At 74.2% G+C, this 16,441-nt stretch carries 15 protein-coding genes; 5 read left to right on the top strand and 10 right to left on the bottom strand.

The annotated features are described in order from the left end of the window. Nucleotide 1: 1 nt before the first annotated feature. From ACVJO7_RS09325 to ACVJO7_RS09315, 3 genes are read right to left on the bottom strand one after another with little or no spacing between them, the layout of a single operon-like run. Entirely contained in the window at nucleotides 2-439 is a 438-nt protein-coding gene (locus tag ACVJO7_RS09325; RefSeq protein ID WP_344018769.1) for an SRPBCC family protein, read from the bottom strand. 20 nt (nucleotides 440-459) lie between these two features. Then, nucleotides 460-1,254 (bottom strand): metallophosphoesterase family protein, encoded by a 795-nt coding sequence (locus ACVJO7_RS09320; RefSeq protein WP_344018767.1) that lies wholly within the window; start codon nucleotides 1,252-1,254, stop codon nucleotides 460-462. Next, the gene (locus ACVJO7_RS09315; RefSeq protein WP_491672523.1) at nucleotides 1,255-1,683 is read right to left on the bottom strand and encodes a polyketide cyclase / dehydrase and lipid transport; all 429 of its coding nucleotides are present in this window, start codon (nucleotides 1,681-1,683) and stop codon (nucleotides 1,255-1,257) included. It abuts the gene before it with no gap. A 205-nt stretch (nucleotides 1,684-1,888) separates the two neighbouring features. On the opposite strand from ACVJO7_RS09315, the gene ACVJO7_RS09310 reads away from it, so the two are divergent. Continuing rightward, nucleotides 1,889-3,733 (top strand): AMP-dependent synthetase/ligase, encoded by a 1,845-nt coding sequence (locus tag ACVJO7_RS09310; protein ID WP_491672522.1) that lies wholly within the window; start codon nucleotides 1,889-1,891, stop codon nucleotides 3,731-3,733. Here ACVJO7_RS09310 and ACVJO7_RS09305 read toward each other — a convergent pair. Then, nucleotides 3,703-4,872, bottom strand: a complete 1,170-nt coding sequence (locus ACVJO7_RS09305) for a glycosyltransferase family 4 protein (protein ID WP_491672521.1) — start codon at nucleotides 4,870-4,872, stop codon at nucleotides 3,703-3,705. The two genes, ACVJO7_RS09310 and ACVJO7_RS09305, sit on opposite strands and share 31 nt — an antisense overlap. Before the next feature lie 486 nt (nucleotides 4,873-5,358). Here ACVJO7_RS09305 and ACVJO7_RS09300 point away from each other — a divergent pair, with 486 nt between their 5' ends. Next, a complete protein-coding gene (locus ACVJO7_RS09300) occupies nucleotides 5,359-5,706 on the top strand; it encodes a hypothetical protein (RefSeq protein ID WP_344018758.1) in 348 nt (115 codons plus the stop codon). A 45-nt stretch (nucleotides 5,707-5,751) separates the two neighbouring features. Here the strand turns inward: ACVJO7_RS09300 and ACVJO7_RS09295 are convergent, their stop codons facing one another. Further along, complete coding sequence (locus ACVJO7_RS09295) at nucleotides 5,752-7,311, bottom strand: NYN domain-containing protein (RefSeq protein WP_491672520.1); 1,560 nt, start codon at nucleotides 7,309-7,311, stop codon at nucleotides 5,752-5,754. Nucleotides 7,312-7,554: 243 nt separating this feature from the next. On the opposite strand from ACVJO7_RS09295, the gene ACVJO7_RS09290 reads away from it, so the two are divergent. Next, nucleotides 7,555-9,282 (top strand): DEDD exonuclease domain-containing protein, encoded by a 1,728-nt coding sequence (locus ACVJO7_RS09290; RefSeq protein WP_491672519.1) that lies wholly within the window; start codon nucleotides 7,555-7,557, stop codon nucleotides 9,280-9,282. Between the two features lie 120 nt (nucleotides 9,283-9,402). Here the strand turns inward: ACVJO7_RS09290 and qcrB are convergent, their stop codons facing one another. The 4 genes from qcrB to ctaE are packed head-to-tail and all read right to left on the bottom strand — an operon-like array spanning nucleotide 9,403 to nucleotide 13,806. Continuing rightward, nucleotides 9,403-11,118, bottom strand: coding sequence for a cytochrome bc1 complex cytochrome b subunit (gene qcrB / locus ACVJO7_RS09285; RefSeq protein ID WP_491672518.1), 1,716 nt, complete (start codon nucleotides 11,116-11,118; stop codon nucleotides 9,403-9,405). Further along, complete coding sequence (gene qcrA / locus ACVJO7_RS09280) at nucleotides 11,115-12,251, bottom strand: cytochrome bc1 complex Rieske iron-sulfur subunit (protein ID WP_491672517.1); 1,137 nt, start codon at nucleotides 12,249-12,251, stop codon at nucleotides 11,115-11,117. Before qcrA ends, qcrB begins: the two co-directional genes overlap by 4 nt. Next, nucleotides 12,248-13,138 (bottom strand): cytochrome bc1 complex diheme cytochrome c subunit, encoded by an 891-nt coding sequence (gene qcrC, locus ACVJO7_RS09275; RefSeq protein ID WP_491672516.1) that lies wholly within the window; start codon nucleotides 13,136-13,138, stop codon nucleotides 12,248-12,250. Before qcrC ends, qcrA begins: the two co-directional genes overlap by 4 nt. 56 nt (nucleotides 13,139-13,194) lie before the next feature. Then, complete coding sequence (gene ctaE / locus ACVJO7_RS09270; RefSeq protein ID WP_491672515.1) at nucleotides 13,195-13,806, bottom strand: aa3-type cytochrome oxidase subunit III; 612 nt, start codon at nucleotides 13,804-13,806, stop codon at nucleotides 13,195-13,197. Between the two features lie 278 nt (nucleotides 13,807-14,084). Between ctaE and ACVJO7_RS09265 the strand changes: the two genes are divergently transcribed. Both ACVJO7_RS09265 and trpD read left to right on the top strand, forming a co-directional pair. Beyond that, nucleotides 14,085-14,480 carry a response regulator transcription factor gene (locus ACVJO7_RS09265; RefSeq protein ID WP_344019328.1) on the top strand — a complete coding sequence of 132 codons (396 nt, stop codon included), beginning with the start codon at nucleotides 14,085-14,087 and terminating at the stop codon, nucleotides 14,478-14,480. A gap of 13 nt (nucleotides 14,481-14,493) precedes the next feature. Beyond that, nucleotides 14,494-15,537: an anthranilate phosphoribosyltransferase gene (trpD, locus tag ACVJO7_RS09260; RefSeq protein WP_491672514.1), complete on the top strand. Its 1,044-nt coding sequence runs from the start codon at nucleotides 14,494-14,496 to the stop codon at nucleotides 15,535-15,537. A 35-nt stretch (nucleotides 15,538-15,572) separates the two neighbouring features. Here the strand turns inward: trpD and ACVJO7_RS09255 are convergent, their stop codons facing one another. Next, the gene (locus tag ACVJO7_RS09255) at nucleotides 15,573-16,430 is read right to left on the bottom strand and encodes an alpha/beta fold hydrolase (RefSeq protein WP_491672513.1); all 858 of its coding nucleotides are present in this window, start codon (nucleotides 16,428-16,430) and stop codon (nucleotides 15,573-15,575) included. Nucleotides 16,431-16,441 lie beyond the last annotated feature (11 nt).

Raw genomic sequence — 16,441 nt, 5'->3', positions numbered from 1 at the left:
CTCAGCCCTTCTCGACGCGCCGCTTCAGTCCCTTCAGGGCGGCGTCGATGATCACCTTCTCGGCCTTGCGCCGGAGCATCCCGATCATCGGGAAGTTGACCTCGACGGACAGCTCGTAGGTGACCGTGGTGCCGGAACCGTCCGCCTCCAGCCGGTAGGCGCCGTCCTGCGCGCGCTGGATGCCGCCCTTGACCAGCGTCCACCAGACGGACAGGTCGTCGTCGGCCCAGGTGTAGTCCAGTGTGTACGAGTCCTTGATCGCGCCGGCGTCCATCGAGAACCGCACCTGGGAGGCACGGTCGCCGCTGCCCGGGTCGAGGATCTCGACCGCGGTGATCTGGTCGGTCCACTCCGGGTACGACGCGAAGTCCGCGATCACCGCCATCACCTGGTCCGGTGGGGCGTCGATGTGGATCGAGGAGGTGGTCGCGTCGGCCATGGCGGGAGGCTATCCCGTGCTCACAGGTGCAGCACGCAGGGCCGCTCGAGTGCGCGGAAGTGGCCGACGTTGACGCACTCCGTCCGGCCGAGCCGGGTGCGCCGGTGCAACGGCTGGTGGACGTGCCCGAACAGTGCGTGCGACGGCTGCTCGCCGCGGATCCGGGCGGCCAGCGGCAGGCTGGCGATCTCGCCCCGCCGGGTGACGACGTCGTAGGTCAGCAGCGGGAGGTCCGGCGGGACGTGCGTGCACAGCAGGTCGGCCGGGCCGAGCGCGTCGAGCCGGGCGGTCCAGTCCTCGTGCCGCAGGAAGTGCGGCTGCCACGGTCCGCTCCGGCGCGGATCGACGCCGGGCGGGAGCGGCACCCCGCCGAGGAAACCGATCCGGCGGCCGCCGATCTCGATCACCCGGCCGTCCGCGCGGACCACCCCGTCGACGTCCGGCCACACCTCGGGCATGTCGACGTTGCCGGGGATCGCCCAGACCGGGACGTCCAGCCCGCCGAGCACGCCGAAGATCTCGGCGTACTGCGCGGTGACCGCCTCGACGACGGCGGCGGCCGGATCGGCGAACCGGCTCCAGGACCGTTCGAGCAGGCCCTGGACCTGGGCGCGGGGCGCGCCGATCCGGCGCATCCGGCCGAACTCGGCGGCGATCCCGGAGCCGAGCAGCCGGGAGATGATGCCGTTGTCCGGGTCCCGGTAGTCGACGAACTCCAGCAGGTCGCCGAGCACGAGCAGGCCGTCCGCGCCGTCCGCGGCGCGGGCCAGGGCACGGGTGTTGCCGTGGACGTCGGAGACGACGTGCAGCCGCACTCAGCGACCCCCGTCCGGTGCGACGCCGGCCCGGCGCCCGGCCTCCAGCCGGCGCTTCAGCGCGAACGCGTGCGCCTTGAACGCGCGGTGCCGCCGGTCGGACTCGGCGCGGCTGCGAGCCGCGCGCCGGCCGTCCGGCCGGTCGGCCGACGCGCGCAGGAACCAGTGCAGGACGGTGCCGTCGAGCACCTCCTCGCACCAGACCTCCATGGTCCCGGTGAGCGCGCCGGTGACGGTCCAGCGGATCCCGGCGGGGCCGCGGTCGTGCGCGACCTCCGGCTCCAGGTCCGGCCAGTAGGACGGCCAGCGGGCCGGGTCGGCGAACTCGGCGGCCACCCGCTCACGGGGGACGGCCAGGAACGTCTCGTCGACGACGTCCACCGACGGGGGCACGGACCGGCCCGGCTGCACTGGTGACGCGCTCGGCACGACGGTCAGCGTGCCACCCTGCCCACGGTCCGCCGACAGGGGTACCGTGCCGCCGTCGATACGGCCGGACGGGTCCGTTCCGTATCCGTTATGCCCGAGTCGATGTACTCGGACCCTACTTGACGGTAGGTTCGTGTCCCAGCAGGTCGGCATGCGTGCCGCCGACCGCATTTTGCCTGTCGAGGCCGCCAGGAGGTCGATCCCCGTGCGTGAGTACAGCGTCCCCGCCACGGTGTCCGTGGGTGCCGACGAGTCGGTCTCCGATGCCGTCTTCGAGAACGCCGCGCAGCATGCCGCGGACGTCCTCTACCGCCGCAAGGGCGCCGACGGCGTGTGGAGCGACATCACCGCAGCCGAGTTCGCCGAGCAGGTCACCCGGGTCGCCGCCGGCCTGATCGCGGCCGGCGTCCAGGCCGGTGACCGGATCGGTCTGCTGTCCCGGACCCGCTACGAGTGGACCCTGTTCGACTACGCGATCCTCGCCGCGGGCGGGGTGACCGTGCCGATCTACGAGACGTCCTCGCCGGACCAGATCTCCTGGATCCTCGCCGACTCCGGCGCGGTCGGGATCGTCGTCGAGACGGCCGAGCACACCGCGTCGGTCGAGAAGATCCGGGCCGACGTGCCCGAGCTCCGGCACGTCTGGCAGATCGAGCCCTCGGGTGCCGCGCCGGACAGCCCGTCCGCGGTCGAGCAGCTCACCGGGCTGGGCTCGGACACCGCCGACGACGTCGTGCACGAGCGCCGCAACGCGGTGCGCGCCGACGACCTCGCCACCCTGATCTACACCTCCGGCACCACCGGCCGGCCCAAGGGCTGCGAGCTGACCCACCGCAACCTGCTCAGCGAGTGCCGCACGATCGCCTCGACGATCCCGGACCTGCTCGCCCACGGCGGTTCGGTGCTGCTGTTCCTGCCGCTCGCGCACGTGTTCGGCAAGGTCATCCAGTGCGGCGCGCTGACCACCCGCACCGTGGTCGGGCACAGCCCGGACGTGAAGAACCTGCTGCCCGACCTGGCCGAGTTCAAGCCGACCTTCCTGCTCGCGGTGCCGCGGGTGTTCGAGAAGGTCTACAACGGCGCGCGGCTGCGGGCGCACAACGACGGCAAGGGCCGGATCTTCGACGCCGCCGCCGACACCGCGATCGCCTACTCCGAGGCGATCGACACCGGCGGCCCCGGTCTGGTGCTCAAGGCCAAGCACGCGCTGTTCGACAAGCTCGTCTACGGCAAGCTGCGCGCCGCGGTCGGCGGGAACGTCACCGCCGCCGTGTCCGGCTCGGCCCCGCTCGGCGCCCGGCTCGGCCACTTCTTCCGCGGCATCGGGCTGCCGGTGCTCGAGGGCTACGGCCTGACCGAGACCACCGCGGGCATCACCCTGAACACCCTCGACGCCCAGCGGGTCGGCTCGGTCGGGCGCCCGGTGCCGGGCTGCGCGGTCCGGATCGCCGAGGACGGCGAGGTCATGCTGCGCGGCGACATCGTCTTTCAGGGGTACTGGCACAACGAGGACGCCTCGAAGGAGGCCCTGGAGGACGACGGCTGGTTCCACTCCGGCGACATCGGCGAGCTCGACGACGCCGGCTTCCTGACGATCACCGGCCGGAAGAAGGAGATCATCGTCACCGCGGGCGGCAAGAACGTCGCCCCGGCCGTGCTCGAGGACCGGCTGCGGGCGCACCCGCTGGTCGGCCAGTGCATCGTGGTCGGCGACCAGAAGCCGTTCATCTCGGCGCTGGTCACCATCGACCCGGAGGCGCTGCCCGGCTGGCGCGAGCGCAACGGCAAGCCGGAGGGCGCAGGCGGGTCCGCGTCCGACCTGGTCGACGACCCGGAGCTGCGCGGCGAGATCGCCGCCGCGGTCGAGGAGGCCAACCAGGCGGTGTCGCGGGCCGAGCAGATCCGCAAGTTCCGGATCCTGCCCGCCGACTTCAGCGAGGCCGGCGGCGAGCTGACGCCGACCATGAAGGTGAAGCGCAAGGTCGTCGTCGACACCTACTCGGGCGAGATCGAGGCCCTCTACTCCGGGGCGGCCGCCGAGCGGAGCTGATCCGCCGCCGTCCGTCCGGACAGATGGGCGTGCAGCCGGGCCGCCGCGGCCCGGCCACCCCAGATCCGCCGCACCCGGTCCCGCCCGGCCCGGCCCATCGCCAGGGCCCGGGCGGGATCGGTGAGCAGCCCGGCCAGCCGGTCCACCAGGGCCGCGAGGTCCCGGCCCGGCACGACGTGGCCGGTGACGCCCTCGGCGACCGTCTCCGGGGCGCCGCCGGAGTCGCCGGCGACCACCGGTAGCCCGGCGGCCGCGGCCTCCAGCAGCGCGATGCCCAGCCCCTCGACGTCCAGCCCGCCCAGGTGGGTCCGGCAGGGCAGCGCGAACACGTCCCCCGCCGCGTGGTGCGCGGCGAGATCGGCCGCAGGCACCCGGCCGGTGAAGACCACCGCGTCCTCCGTTCCGTGCCGGGCGGCGAGCCGGTGCAACCGGTCCCGGTACGGGCCGCCGCCGACCAGCAGCAGCCGGGTGCCGGGGACCCGGCGGCGCAGCAGCGGCAGCGCGGCGACCAGGGTGTCCTGGCCCTTGCGGGGCATCAGCCGGGACACGCAGCTGACGACCGGCGCCTCACCCAGCCGGTACCGCGCCCGGATCTCCGCGCGGGCCGCCGGATCGGGTGCGAACCGGTCGGTGTCGACCGGTGGCGGCAGCGGCTCCAGCGCGGCGTCCGGCCCGAACGCGGCGGCGATCCGGTCCCGGGTCCAGCGGGAGACGGTGGTGACGACGTCGGCGTCGGTCCCGATCCGGCGCAGCGCCTGCCGGGCCACGGGAAGCATCGACCAGCCGACCTCGTGCCCGTGCGTGCTCGCGACGACCCGGCCGATCCCGGCCCGCCTGCGCAGGTGCGGCCCGAGCAGGCCGAGCGGGGCGGCGGCGCCGAACCACACCGTCTCCGCGCCGTGGCCGCGGGCGAGCCGGACCGCGCGGCGGGCCACGTCCGGCACGGGGAGCATCAGCGGGCCGGGATGGCGGTGCACCGGGAACGGGGCGAGGGCGTCGAACTCCGCCGCGCCGGCCCAGTCCGGCGCGTAGACGGCGAGCTCACCGGGCGGCAGCGCGCGGGCGAGATCGTGCAGGTAGCTCTGGATCCCGCCGGTGCGCGGCGGGAAGTCGTTGGTCACCAGCAGCGTGCGGGGCACGTCCGCGACGGTATCCCGGGTGGTCGGCGGCCGGTGCGCACGGCGTCCGACGGCCGGTGCGCGTGCCCGGGCCGGGAACGGCACGGGACGGGCAGGCCCGGGCCGGGCACGTCCGGGCCGGGCAGGTCCGGGACGGGGACGGCCGGGACGGCGGCGCCGCACGCGGGGGGACGCGTCGGGGATGCGGGCCGCCGTCCGGCTCTCGGGGAGCGGACGAACCGCGCTCCGCACCGGTCCGCCGTGTCGCCCTCGGGGTGGGCTCCACGACTCGGCCGTCCGGGTGGCGGGGGACCATCCGTCGACACGGCCGGTGAGGAGGTCGTGCTGTCCAGGTGAACGAGCGGGAACGTCTCCGGTTACGGATCGGCAACGAAAAGATCTGCCGGGTCCCCGCAGCGGTCCGGTGGGCCGTTTCTGTCGGCCCCCTCCCCTAGCGTCCGCGGTGATCGATCGACGACCCACCGGTACGACCCAGAAGGAGGCGTGATGATCGTCGACTGCGACCGCTGCCAGGTGCGCGACACCGCCTGTGGCGACTGTGTGATCGGGGTCCTCATGGATGTGCCCGAGATCGACCGCCCGATCCCCTACCTGCCCGTCGACGTGCCGGGCGAGCTGCCCGGCACACCGGTCCGGGCCGAGCACGCAGGCGGCCCGGCGAGCGGGCCGCTGGAGTTCTCCGAGCCGGAGCGGCGCGCGCTGCAGGTGCTGGCCGAGCAGGGGCTGATCCCGCACCTGCGGCTGGTGGAGGCCGGCGCCGGGCGGGCGCAGCAGCCGGCCCGCCCGATGCTGCCGATGCCGGTGGTGCCGCCCCGGCAGCGCGATGTCGGCTGAGCCCGGCGCGACCGGCCCGGGCCCGTCGCCGGCGGGGCGTGCCGGTCAGCCGCCGAGCCGGCGCAGCAGCACCGCGGAGGGCACCGAGTGCGCGCCGCGGCGCCGGACCGAGCGGACGACCTCCTGGTCGGAGGTCGCGACGAGCAGCGGCCTGCCCCGCGGCTCGGCGGCGACCAGATCGCGGATCACGTCGTCGGCGATCACCCCGGCCTCGCTGAACAGCACCCGCACGCCGCGGGCGCCGCGCAGCGGGGCCGCGCTGACCGCGGCGCCGTCGAACACCACGGTGATCTCGGCGCCGGTCCGCGCGCCCAGCGCGCCGAGCTGCCCGACCAGGCGGGTGCGCTGGTCGGCCAGCGGCAGGTCCGGGTACCCGGTCTTGCTCACGTTGTAGCCGTCGACGATCAGGTGCACCGAGGGCATCGCGAGCAGCGTGTCCAGGGCCGCGAGACCGTCGACCGGCAGCCCGGCCCGGCCGCCGGTCGCGCCGGCGGCGGTGTCCGCCGTGCCCGCGACGAGATCGGCCGGTCGCGGGCCGCCCGCCCCGACGTCGAGCTCGCGGCGGAGCCCGGCGATCGCGCCGCCGACCGTGTCGAGCAGCAGCTCGAGGCGCACCTCGTCGCCGCGCCGGGCCTCGCGCGCCGCCTGCCGCGCCGCCGCGACCTCGCGCGCCGCGGCGTCCGCCCGCCTGCGCTCGGCGGCGGCCCGCTCCCGTTCCCGCTCGGCGTCCGCGCGCGCCGCGGCCAGCCGGTCGTCGGCGCCCGCGCGCAGCGTCGCCACCTCGGCCTCCAGCTCGGCCCGCGCGTCCAGCGCCGCCCGCAGCCGGGCCCCCTGCTCACTGACCCGGCGGCGCATCTGCTGGTACTCGGCCTGGTGCTCGGTCACCACCGACCTGACCCGCTCGCGCTCCTCAGCCAGCTCGGCCTGCGCGCGTTCCAGCTCGGCGGTGACCTTCTCCACCTTCGCGATGGCCTCGTCGCGCTCGGCCCGCAGCGAGGACAGGTCACCGGTCTGCTCGGCCTCGGCGACCCGCCGGGCGGCCAGCGGATCACCGGTGAGCAGGGCGACCGCCGCGGCGTCCAGCTTGTCGACCGGGGCGGGTAGCGGCGGGTGGTCCCCGTCGGCGCCCGCAGCGGAGCCCGCACCGGATCCCGCCGGGCCCGGTCCGGTGGCTGTGCCGTCGTCCGGGGCGCCGGCCGGCGGGAGCTCCAGCTCGCCCGCCCGGTTCTCGGCCCACCAGGCGACCACGGCCGCCCGGAACGCCGGATCCTGTTCGAGGTGGGCGACCAGCGCCTGGCCGCCGAGCCGGGCCCGCTTCGCCGGGGTGAACCGGGCGAACCGGCGCAGCGGGCCGGGCACGTCCGCCGCCGGCATCCCGGCGAGGGCGGTGCCGGCGATCTCCGCGAGCCGGGAGCGCAGCGGCGCCGTCAGCGGCGGCCAGTCCTCGGCGTCCGCGGGGGCAGCAGCGTCCGCGGGGGCAGCAGCGTCCGGCGCGGCCGCGGCGTCGCGGGGCTCCGGGCCCGCGCACGGGGCCCCGGCGGGCTCCGGGCCCGACGGGGCGCCGCGGACCGCAGGCCCCGGTTGCTCTCCGTCGTTGTGCGCCATCGGTCAAGGCTATCTCCGACCGTGTCGGGTCGCCGCCGCCCGCGCCGGGCCGGTGGCCGGCCGTGCCCGATCGGTGACCGACGCCCCGGCCCGCAGAATCGTCGCGGAACATCAAGCCGGAGCCGCTTCCGCCCGTCCCGATCGGATTTTTCTCCGCCGGCGCGGGGTCGACCATACTGCCGCGCGGCCACCGGGACCGGCGCACTCGAACATACTGTCGGACCCCGGCGCTACCGTCCGGCCGTGACCACCTGCTCCCCGCAGCTCACCTTCGACGAGCTGGGCACCCCCCTGCGCGACGTCACGTTCTGCGTCGTCGATCTCGAGACGACCGGTGGCAGCCACCGCACGGATGCGATCACCGAGGTCGGCCTGGTCTCGGTGCGCGGCGGCGAGCGGCTCGCCGAGCTGTCCACCCTGGTGGCGCCGGGCACTCCCGTCCCGCCGGACGTGTCCCGGCTCACCGGGATCACCGACGCGATGCTCGCCGGGGCGCCACCGCTGGGCGCGGTGCTGCCCGGCGTGCTCGACCACCTGCGCGGATCGGTCCTGGTCGCGCACAACGCGCCGTTCGACACCGGGTTCCTGCGGGCCGCCTGCCAACGCCAGGAGCGCCCGTGGCCGTCGCCTCCGGTGCTGTGCACCGCCCGGCTGGCCCGCGCCGTGCTGCCGCACTCCGAGTGCCCGAGCGTCCGGCTCGGCGCGCTCGCGGCGCACTTCGGCTGCGCCACCACGCCCGACCACCGCGCCCTCACCGACGCGCGGGCCACCGTCGAGGTGCTGCACCACCTGCTGGAGCGGATCGGCAACCTCGGCGTGCAGAGCATCGAGGAGCTGCTCCAGCTGGTGCGCGACCGCGCGCCGCACCGCCCGACCACCGCCCAGCGCCGGCGCAGGCACCTCGCGAAGGACGTCCCCGCCGCCCCCGGCGTGTACCTGTTCCGGGACGGTCGCGGCGAGGTCCTCTACGTCGGCACCAGCGGCGACCTGCACCGCCGGGTCCGCTCGTACTTCACCGCCGGGGAGCGGCGGCGCCGGGTGCGCGACATGGTCGCCCAGGCCGAGCGGGTCGACACCGTCGTCTGCGCGCACGCGCTGGAGGCGTCGGTGCGGGAGCTGCGGCTGATCGCGGCGCACCGCCCCCGCTACAACCGGCGTTCCCGCAACCCCGGCCGGGTCTGGTGGGTGGCGCCGACCGCGGAGGCGTTCCCGCGGCTCTCGGTCGTCGCGACGCCGCGGCCCGGTGCGCTCGGCCCCTTCACCTCGCGGCGCGGCGCGACCGACGTGCTCGACGCCGCGCTCGACGCGGTGCCGCTGCGCCGGTGCACGATCCGGATCCCGGCCCGCAACCCCGCGGCCACCCCGTGCGCGCTGCACGAGCTGGGCCGGTGCGCCGCCCCGTGCGCCGGCCTGCAGCCCGCCGAGGAGTACCGGCCCGCGGTGGACGCCTGGCACGACCTGGTCACCGGCCGGGACGACGCGCCGCTGCGGGCGCTGGCCGCCGATGTCGTGTCCCGGGCCGCCGAGGGGCGCTACGAGGCCGCGGCCCGCGCCCGGGACCGGCTGGCCCACCTGGCCTCCGGGATCGACCGCGCGGGCACCCTCGCGGCGCTGGCCCGTCTGGACGAGGTGGTGGGTGCCCGGCCGGACGGTGCGGGCGGCTGGCAGCTCGCCGTCGTCCGGCACGGCCGGCTGGCCGCCGCCGGGAACGCACCGCGCGGGGTGCGGCCGATGCCGGAGGTGGAGTCGCTGCGGCGGAGCGCGCAGACCGTGCTGCCCGGGCCGGGGCCACTGCGCGGCGCGCACGCCGAGGAGGTGCGGCTGCTGCACCGCTGGCTCACCGACGGCGGCACCCGCCTGGTGCGCAGCGATCCGCCGTGGGCCGAGCCCGCACACGGCGGCGGGCCGTGGCGGTCCTGGGCGGAGCAGGCCAGGGACGCGGCGCACCGCACCGGCGAGGAACCGCGATGATCGCCGCGGTGGTGCGCAGGGCCGCGCGGATCGCGGTCCCGTGCACCACCGCGGTGATCACACGCGGAAGGGCCCCGCCGGTGACGGGGCCCTTCCTGTCGTGCGTGTCGTGCGCGGGGGTCAGTCGCCCGGCTGCTGCGGGCGGCCGCCGTCGTCCGGCCGGCCGGACAGCTCCTCCCGGCGGGACTCCAGCTCCCGCCGGGCCGCCGCGCGCTCGTCGCGCTCGGCGAGCTCGCGCTCGTGCACCTCGTGCCGGGCCTGGGCGAGCGCCCTGGTCTCCTCCACCGGGTCCGGCGAGAGCAGCGAACCGGGGACCGGCTCGCCCGCCGAGCCCAGCTGGTTCATCCGCTTCGGGACCGAGGTGCCCTGGTACTCCAGCTCGATCGGGTGCCCGTGCGAGTCGACACCGGCCAGCGGCTGGTGCACCTCGATGAACTCGCCGTGCGGGAGCCGCTTGATGATGCCGGTCTCGATGCCGTGCTCGAGCACGGCCCGGTCCGACTTCTGCAGGCCCAGGCACCAGCGGTAGGTCACCCAGTACACGATCGGCGGCACGATCAGCAGTCCTAGCCGGCCCGCCCACGTCGTCGCGTTCAGCGAGATGTGGAAGAACAGCGCGATCCAGTCGTTGAACCCGCACATCACGAGCCACAGGTAGAACGAGATCGCCATCGCACCGAGCGCCGTGCGGACCGGGACGTCCCGCGGGCGCTGCAGCAGGTTGTGGATCGCGTCGTCCCCGGTGAACCTGCGTTCGATCGCCGGATAGGCGGCCGCCACCAGGAACAGCACCGGGAGGAAGCCCGCCGTCGGGATGAACGCGGCCGGGATCGTGTACGTGTCGAAGAGGTAGAACTCCCACGGCGGGAAGATCCGGGCCATCCCCTCGGACCACAACATGTAGAAGTCCGGCTGCGAACCCGCGGAGATGTGCGAGGCGTCGTACGGGCCGATATGCCAGATGCCGTTGATCTGGAACAGGCCGCTGACCAGGCAGATCACACCGGCGGTGACGGCGAAGAAGGCGCCGCCCTTGGCCGCGAACTGCGGCATGATCCGCACGCCGACGACGTTCTTCTCGGTCCGGCCCGGCCCCGGGAACTGGGTGTGCTTCTGGTACCAGACGAGCCCGAGGTGCACCGCGATCAGCGCCAGGATGATCCCGGGCAGCACGAGCACGTGGATGATGTAGAGCCTTGGGATGATCTCCGTGCCAGGGAACTCACCCCCGAACAGCGCCCAGTGCACCCATGTGCCCATGACCGGCACGGTCAGCGTGATGCCCGAGGCGATCCGCAGGCCGACCCCGGAGAGCAGGTCGTCCGGCAGCGAGTAGCCGGTGAAGCCCTCGAAGGTGCCCAGCAGGATCAGGACGATGCCGATGATCCAGTTCGTCTCACGCGGCTTGCGGAACGCGCCGGTGAAGAACACCCGGAACATGTGGATGATCATCGAGGCGACGAAGAGCAACGCCGCCCAGTGGTGCACCTGGCGCATGAACAGGCCGCCGCGGACCTCGAACGAGATCTCCAGCGCCGACTCGTAGGCGCGCGACATGTGCACGCCGCGCAGCGGGTCGTACGGGCCGTTGTAGACGATCTCCTCCATCGAGGGATCGAAGAACAGCGCCAGGTAGGTGCCCGACAGCAGCAGGATGATGAAGCTGTAGAGCGCGACCTCACCGAGCATGAACGACCAGTGGGTCGGGAAGACCTTGTTGAACTGCTTGCGCAGCCCCGCGGCCGGGTGGAAGCGCTGGTCGAGCTGGTCCAGCGCGTCGGCGGCCTTGGACGACCCTCCTCCCGGGGAGGACGTCGGTGTGGTGATCGAACTCATGTCGTCTTCGGCCTCTCCCAGAACGCAGGTCCGACGGGCTCGACGAAGTCGCTCACCGCGACGAAGTAGCCCTCATCGTTCACCGTGATCGGCAGCTGGGGCAGCGGGCGGGCGGCCGGCCCGAAGACGGGCACGGCGTCCTCCGTCGCCAGGAACTGCGACTGGTGGCAGGGGCACAGGATGCGGTTGTCCTGGGCCTGGTAAAGCGACGTCGGGCAGCCGACGTGCGTGCACACCTTCGACCAGGCGTAGTAGTCGCCGTAGTTGAAGTCCTCCTGACCGGGGCGCGCGTTCACCACGGTGCCGGGGCGGAGGCGGATCAGCATGACCGGCGCGTCCGAGGCGCGCTGAGCGTGCAGCAGCTCCTCCTCGTTCCCGCGCTCGCTCTCCCGGTACGGGAAGACGGTCATCATCGATCCGGGCTCCATGTCCTCGGGCCGCACGCGTGCGATCTCGCTGAGGATACCGGTATCGGTGCGCAGGTACACGGTCTCGCCGTTCTCCGGGCGCCATCCGGTGTGCCACAGCGGGGCCTCGTCACCCTCGGCCCACGGATTCCGGATGATCCCGCCGAGCGCGACCACGCCGGTGCCGATCCCGACAACCGTGGCGGCCAGCCCGGCGCTGCGGATGATCAGCTTCCGCCGCCCGAGGGTGGTGCCCTTCCCGGCGTCGGTCAGCTGGGCGATCACGGTCCGGCGGTCCAGCTCGTCGGACGGCCCGTCGTGCCGCTGCTGGACCGACACCTCGTGCGGGAACAGCTGCTTGACCGCCTGGATCACCGCGATGCCCAGCGCCAGGATGGAGAACCCGAAGGTGACTCCGATCACCGGCGTGTACATCGAGTAGATCGTGTAGCCGGGCTCGCCGACGTTCACGTACTCCCACGGCCACCAGATGAAGGCGACCACGAACGCGAGCCCGGACAGCGCCGAGATCACGAACCACAGGGCGACCGACCGCTCGGCCCTCTTCTCCGCCCGCGTCCCCGGGATCGGGAACGCCGGCGTGTTGTGCACGACCTCGACCTCGTCGAGCTCGCCGGCCAACCGGGCCAACTGCTCGGGCGACATCTCGTCGAGCTCCTCACGGGTCGGACGCCTGTCCGCTCCGGTGCTGACCTCGCTGCTCAACTCTTCGCCCCCAACCAGATCGCGAAACCGACCAGCCCGGACATGACGAACACGAACACGAAGATGCCCTCCGCCGTCGGGCCGAGGCCCAGCAGCGAGTAACCACCCGGGTCGTTGGTCTCGTTGACCGCCTTGATGTACGCGATGATGTCGCGCTTCTCCTCCGGCGTGAGCTGCTGGTCGGAGAACCGCGGCATGTTCTGCGGACCGGTCTGCATCGCCGTGTAGATCTGCGACTCGCTGGCCGGGGCCAGCGCCGGGGCGTACTTGCCGGACGACAGCGCGCCGCCGACACCGGTGAAGTTGTGGCAGGACGCGCAGTTCAGCCGGTAGAGCGTGCCGCCGCGGCCCGGGTCGTCCCCGCGCAGCGCCTCGCCCCGCTCGGCCGGCGTGATCGGCCCGCCGCCGTTGACCTGGATGTAGGCGCCCAGCGCCTCCAGGTTCGCGCGGCCCTCGGCGGTGTCCGGGTCGAAGATCGGCAGCGGGTGCTTGCGGGCGGCCTGCGCCTCCTGCCGGGCCATCGGCATCCGGCCCGACGAGACCTGGAAGTACACCGCCGCGTCGCCGACGCCGATCAGGCTCGGCCCGCGGTCCTGCTCGCCCTGCAGGTTCGCACCGTGGCAGGTAATGCAGGTGTTGTTGTAGAGCTGCTCGCCCTGCGCGATCAGAGCGGCGTCCGGCTGCGCCTCGGCGACCTGCGGCTGGGGCGCCAGGGCGGTGTAGAGGAAGCCGACGGTGACCAGGCTGAGGCCGATGGCCAGAGCACCCGCGATCCTGCGGTGGGTCTTGCCGTGCGGGCGGGAGCGGCGTCCGGCCTTCTGCTCGGGCCGGCCGCCCGGTGGTGGGTTCTGGGCTGCGCTGTCAGCGCCCTCGGGATTCTCGGTCATCGCTGGGGGTCTTCCAACCTCGACGTCGTGGCGGGTGCGGTCAGGGGGTCAGCCGGCTAGCGGATGAAGTAGATGACGGCGAACAGCGCGATCCACACCACGTCGACGAAGTGCCAGTAGTAGGACACGACGATCGCAGCGGTGGCCTGTGCCGGGGTGAACTTGCTCAGCTTGGTCCGGATGATCAGGTAGACGAACGCGACCAGACCGCCGATGACGTGCAGGCCGTGGAAGCCGGTCGCCATGAAGAAGACCGACCCGTAGGCGCTGGACGAGATCGTCGTCGCGTGGTGGGTGACCAGCACGTAGTACTCGTAGGACTGGCCGATGACGAAGAAGGTGCCCATCAGCAGGGTCACGACGTACCAGCGGCGGAGCCCGAACACATCGCCGCGCTCGGCGGCGAACACACCGAACTGGCAGGTGAACGACGACGCGACGAGGACGATCGTGATCGTCAGCGCGTACGGGACGTCGAGCTCCGTCGGGGGTGGGGGCCACGGTCCGTCGTTCTGCGCCCGCGCGGTGAAGTACATCGCGAACAGCCCGGCGAAGAACATCAGCTCGCTGGCGAGCCAGACGATGGTGCCGATACTGACCAGGTTCGGGCGGTTCAGCGAATGGATCCGCGCGCTGATGTTGGGTGCCGCTGTCGTCACGCCGGGCATTATGACCCGAGCCGAACTTCTACGGCTTGTCGGGATACCCATCCGCGCATCACGATCGGCGAACGGTGCCCGTGATCAGCAGATCCTCGGCCGGCCCGGGCGGCAGGAGTGTCGCGCCCGGTGCCGCAACGGTGGAACGAACGACGACCCCCGCCGGGTTCCCGGCGCCCGGCCGCCCGGCCGGAACGCCCGCACCGTCTACTATCCGACGGGTGGCGAGCGGAGCAGCGGCAGAGATCGGCGGCGCGACCGGCGGAACGGCGGGCGGCACCAGCACCGTGCTGGTCTACAGCCACCGTCCCGAGGTGCGCGAGGGCATCATCAACGCGGTCGGGCGCCGGCCCGCCCCGGACGTCGGCCGGGTGACCTACCTCGAGGCGAGCGGCATCGCCGAGGTGCTCGCGGCCTGCGACGCCGGCGCGGCGGACCTGCTGGTCCTCGACGGCGAGGCGCAGCCGACCGGCGGGATGGGCGTCGCCAAGCAGCTGCGGCACGAGATCGTCGACTGTCCCCCGATCGTGCTGACCGTCCGGCGCCGCGACGACCGGTGGCTGGCCACCTGGTCGGAGGCCGACGCCGTGCTGGTGCACCCGCTCGACCCGATCGAGTCCGCCGAGGTCGTCGCCCAGGTCCTGCGCGAGCACCGCGCCGGAACCCTGACCGCACAGAAGTAGAAGGACACATCGCGTGAGCGCACCCACCTGGCCCTCCGTGATCGGCCGGCTGGTGAGCGGCCGGGACGTCAGCGCCGAGGAGGCCACCTGGGCGATGGGTCAGGTGTTCGCCGGCGAGGCGACCCCGGCCCAGCTCGCGGGGTTCCTCGTGGCGCTGCGCGCGAAGGGCGAGACCCCCGCCGAGATCTCCGGCATGGCCGACGCGATGCTGGCGCACGCACTGCGGGTGGACGTGCCCGGCCGCGCCCTCGACGTCGTCGGCACCGGCGGCGACCAGGCGCACACGGTGAACATCTCGACGATGTCGGCGATCGTCGTCGCCGCCGCCGGTGCGCCGGTGGTCAAGCACGGTGGGCGGGCCGCGTCGTCCCGGTCCGGCACGGCGGACGTGCTGGAGACGCTCGGCGTCGCGATCGAGCTGACCCCGGCCGCCGTCGAGCGGTGCGTCGCCGAGCTGGGCATCGGGTTCTGCTTCGCGCAGGCGTTCCACCCGGCGATGCGCTTCGCCGGCGGGGTCCGCCGCGAGCTGGGCGTGCCGACCGCGATGAACCTGCTGGGGCCGCTGTCCAACCCGGCCCAGCCGGCGACCGGGCTGATCGGCTGCGCCGATCCGGTGCACGCCCCGACGATGGCCGAGGTGTTCGCCCGGCGCGGCAAGTCGGTACTGGTCGTCCGCGGCGACGACGGCCTCGACGAGCTGACCACCACGACGTCCAGCTCGGTCTGGATCGCCGACGGCGGCGAGGTCCGCCGGGCCCGGCTGGATCCGGCCGATCTCGGCGTGCGCCCGGCCACCGCCGACGACCTGCGCGGCGGGACCCCCGAGGTGAACGCCGCCGTGGTGCGCGACCTGCTGGCCGGGAAGACCGGCCCGGTGCGGGACGCGGTGCTGCTCAACGCGGCGGGTGCGCTGGCCGCGCACCGCGGGATCGGGGACGACCTCACCGCCGCGATCGGCGACGCGCTGGAGACGGTCGCCCGGGCGATCGACTCCGGGGCCGGGGCCGATCTGCTGGCCCGCTGGGCGGCGCTGTCCACCGAGCTCGCCGCGGGCTGACGCCCGGCCGGTCACTGCGGCCCCGCGCCGGCCGGTCAGTGCGCCCCGGCGCCGCCCCGGACCGTCGTGCGGACGAGCTCGGCGACCGCGGCCGGGTCCTCCAGCGGCATCGCGTGACCGAGACCGGCGAGCTCGACGCAGCGCGCGTCCGGGAGCATCCCCTGCAGCAGGGCGGCGGTCTCGGCGTAGGCGCCGGTGCGCTCCGGGCTGCGGGCCCCGTGCACGATCAGGACCGGCCGGTCCAGGCCGGCGGCGGCGCCCGGATCGAGGTGCCACTCGATCGCGGCCCGGATCTCGTCGTCGAAGAAGTAGGTCGCGTCCGCCAGCAGCTGCGCGTCGGCGCCGTCGCCGTTGCGCTGCACCGGCAGCGGCGCCCAGTGCGCACCGCAGACGCCGTCCAGGAAGATCCTCGCGGCGGCGCCGGGCCCGCCGGCGCCGAGCGCGGCCATCGCCGGCCCGACGACCCGTTCACCGAGTTCGGCCCCGGCCGGACCGGACGGGCTGGGTGCCGGTTCGAGCAGGATCAGCCCGGCGACCAGGTCCGGCCGGTCGAGCGCGGTCTGCAGCGCGATGGCGCCGCCCGAGGAGTGCCCGACGATCCAGGACCGGCCGGCGCCCAGCCGGTCGAGCACGGCGGCGCAGTGCCGGGCGTGGTCGGCGATCGTCAGGTGCCGGTCCACCCGCGGGCTCGCCCCGTAGCCGGACCGGTGGGTGCGGACGATCCGGTGGCCGTCGAGGGCGGGCTCGCGCAGCAGCGGGGCGAACCAGTCGCCGTAGAGGCCGGCGTGCACCAGCAGGACGGTGTCGCCGCTGCCGCGCTCCTCGTAGTGGATGCGGACGCCGTCGCCGACGTCGGCGAGGCCGGAGATCGCGGTGTTCGATGTGCTGGTCATGGCCACGACGA

The sequence above is a fragment of the Pseudonocardia sp. DxW genome, from assembly GCF_058448985.1.
This window is presented reverse-complemented; position numbering and strand designations above follow the sequence as displayed.

What these genes read in the sequence shown, in the direction of transcription:
- qcrC (WP_491672516.1), bottom strand. Translation starts at nt 13,138, where the DNA reads ATGACCGAGAATCCCGAGGGCGCTGACAGCGCAGCCCAGAACCCACCA.
- ACVJO7_RS09300 (WP_344018758.1), top strand. Translation starts at nt 5,359, where the DNA reads ATGATCGTCGACTGCGACCGCTGCCAGGTGCGCGACACCGCCTGTGGC.
- ctaE (WP_491672515.1), bottom strand. Translation starts at nt 13,806, where the DNA reads ATGCCCGGCGTGACGACAGCGGCACCCAACATCAGCGCGCGGATCCAT.
- ACVJO7_RS09325 (WP_344018769.1), bottom strand. Translation starts at nt 439, where the DNA reads ATGGCCGACGCGACCACCTCCTCGATCCACATCGACGCCCCACCGGAC.
- qcrB (WP_491672518.1), bottom strand. Translation starts at nt 11,118, where the DNA reads ATGAGTTCGATCACCACACCGACGTCCTCCCCGGGAGGAGGGTCGTCC.
- ACVJO7_RS09295 (WP_491672520.1), bottom strand. Translation starts at nt 7,311, where the DNA reads ATGGCGCACAACGACGGAGAGCAACCGGGGCCTGCGGTCCGCGGCGCC.
- ACVJO7_RS09255 (WP_491672513.1), bottom strand. Translation starts at nt 16,430, where the DNA reads ATGACCAGCACATCGAACACCGCGATCTCCGGCCTCGCCGACGTCGGC.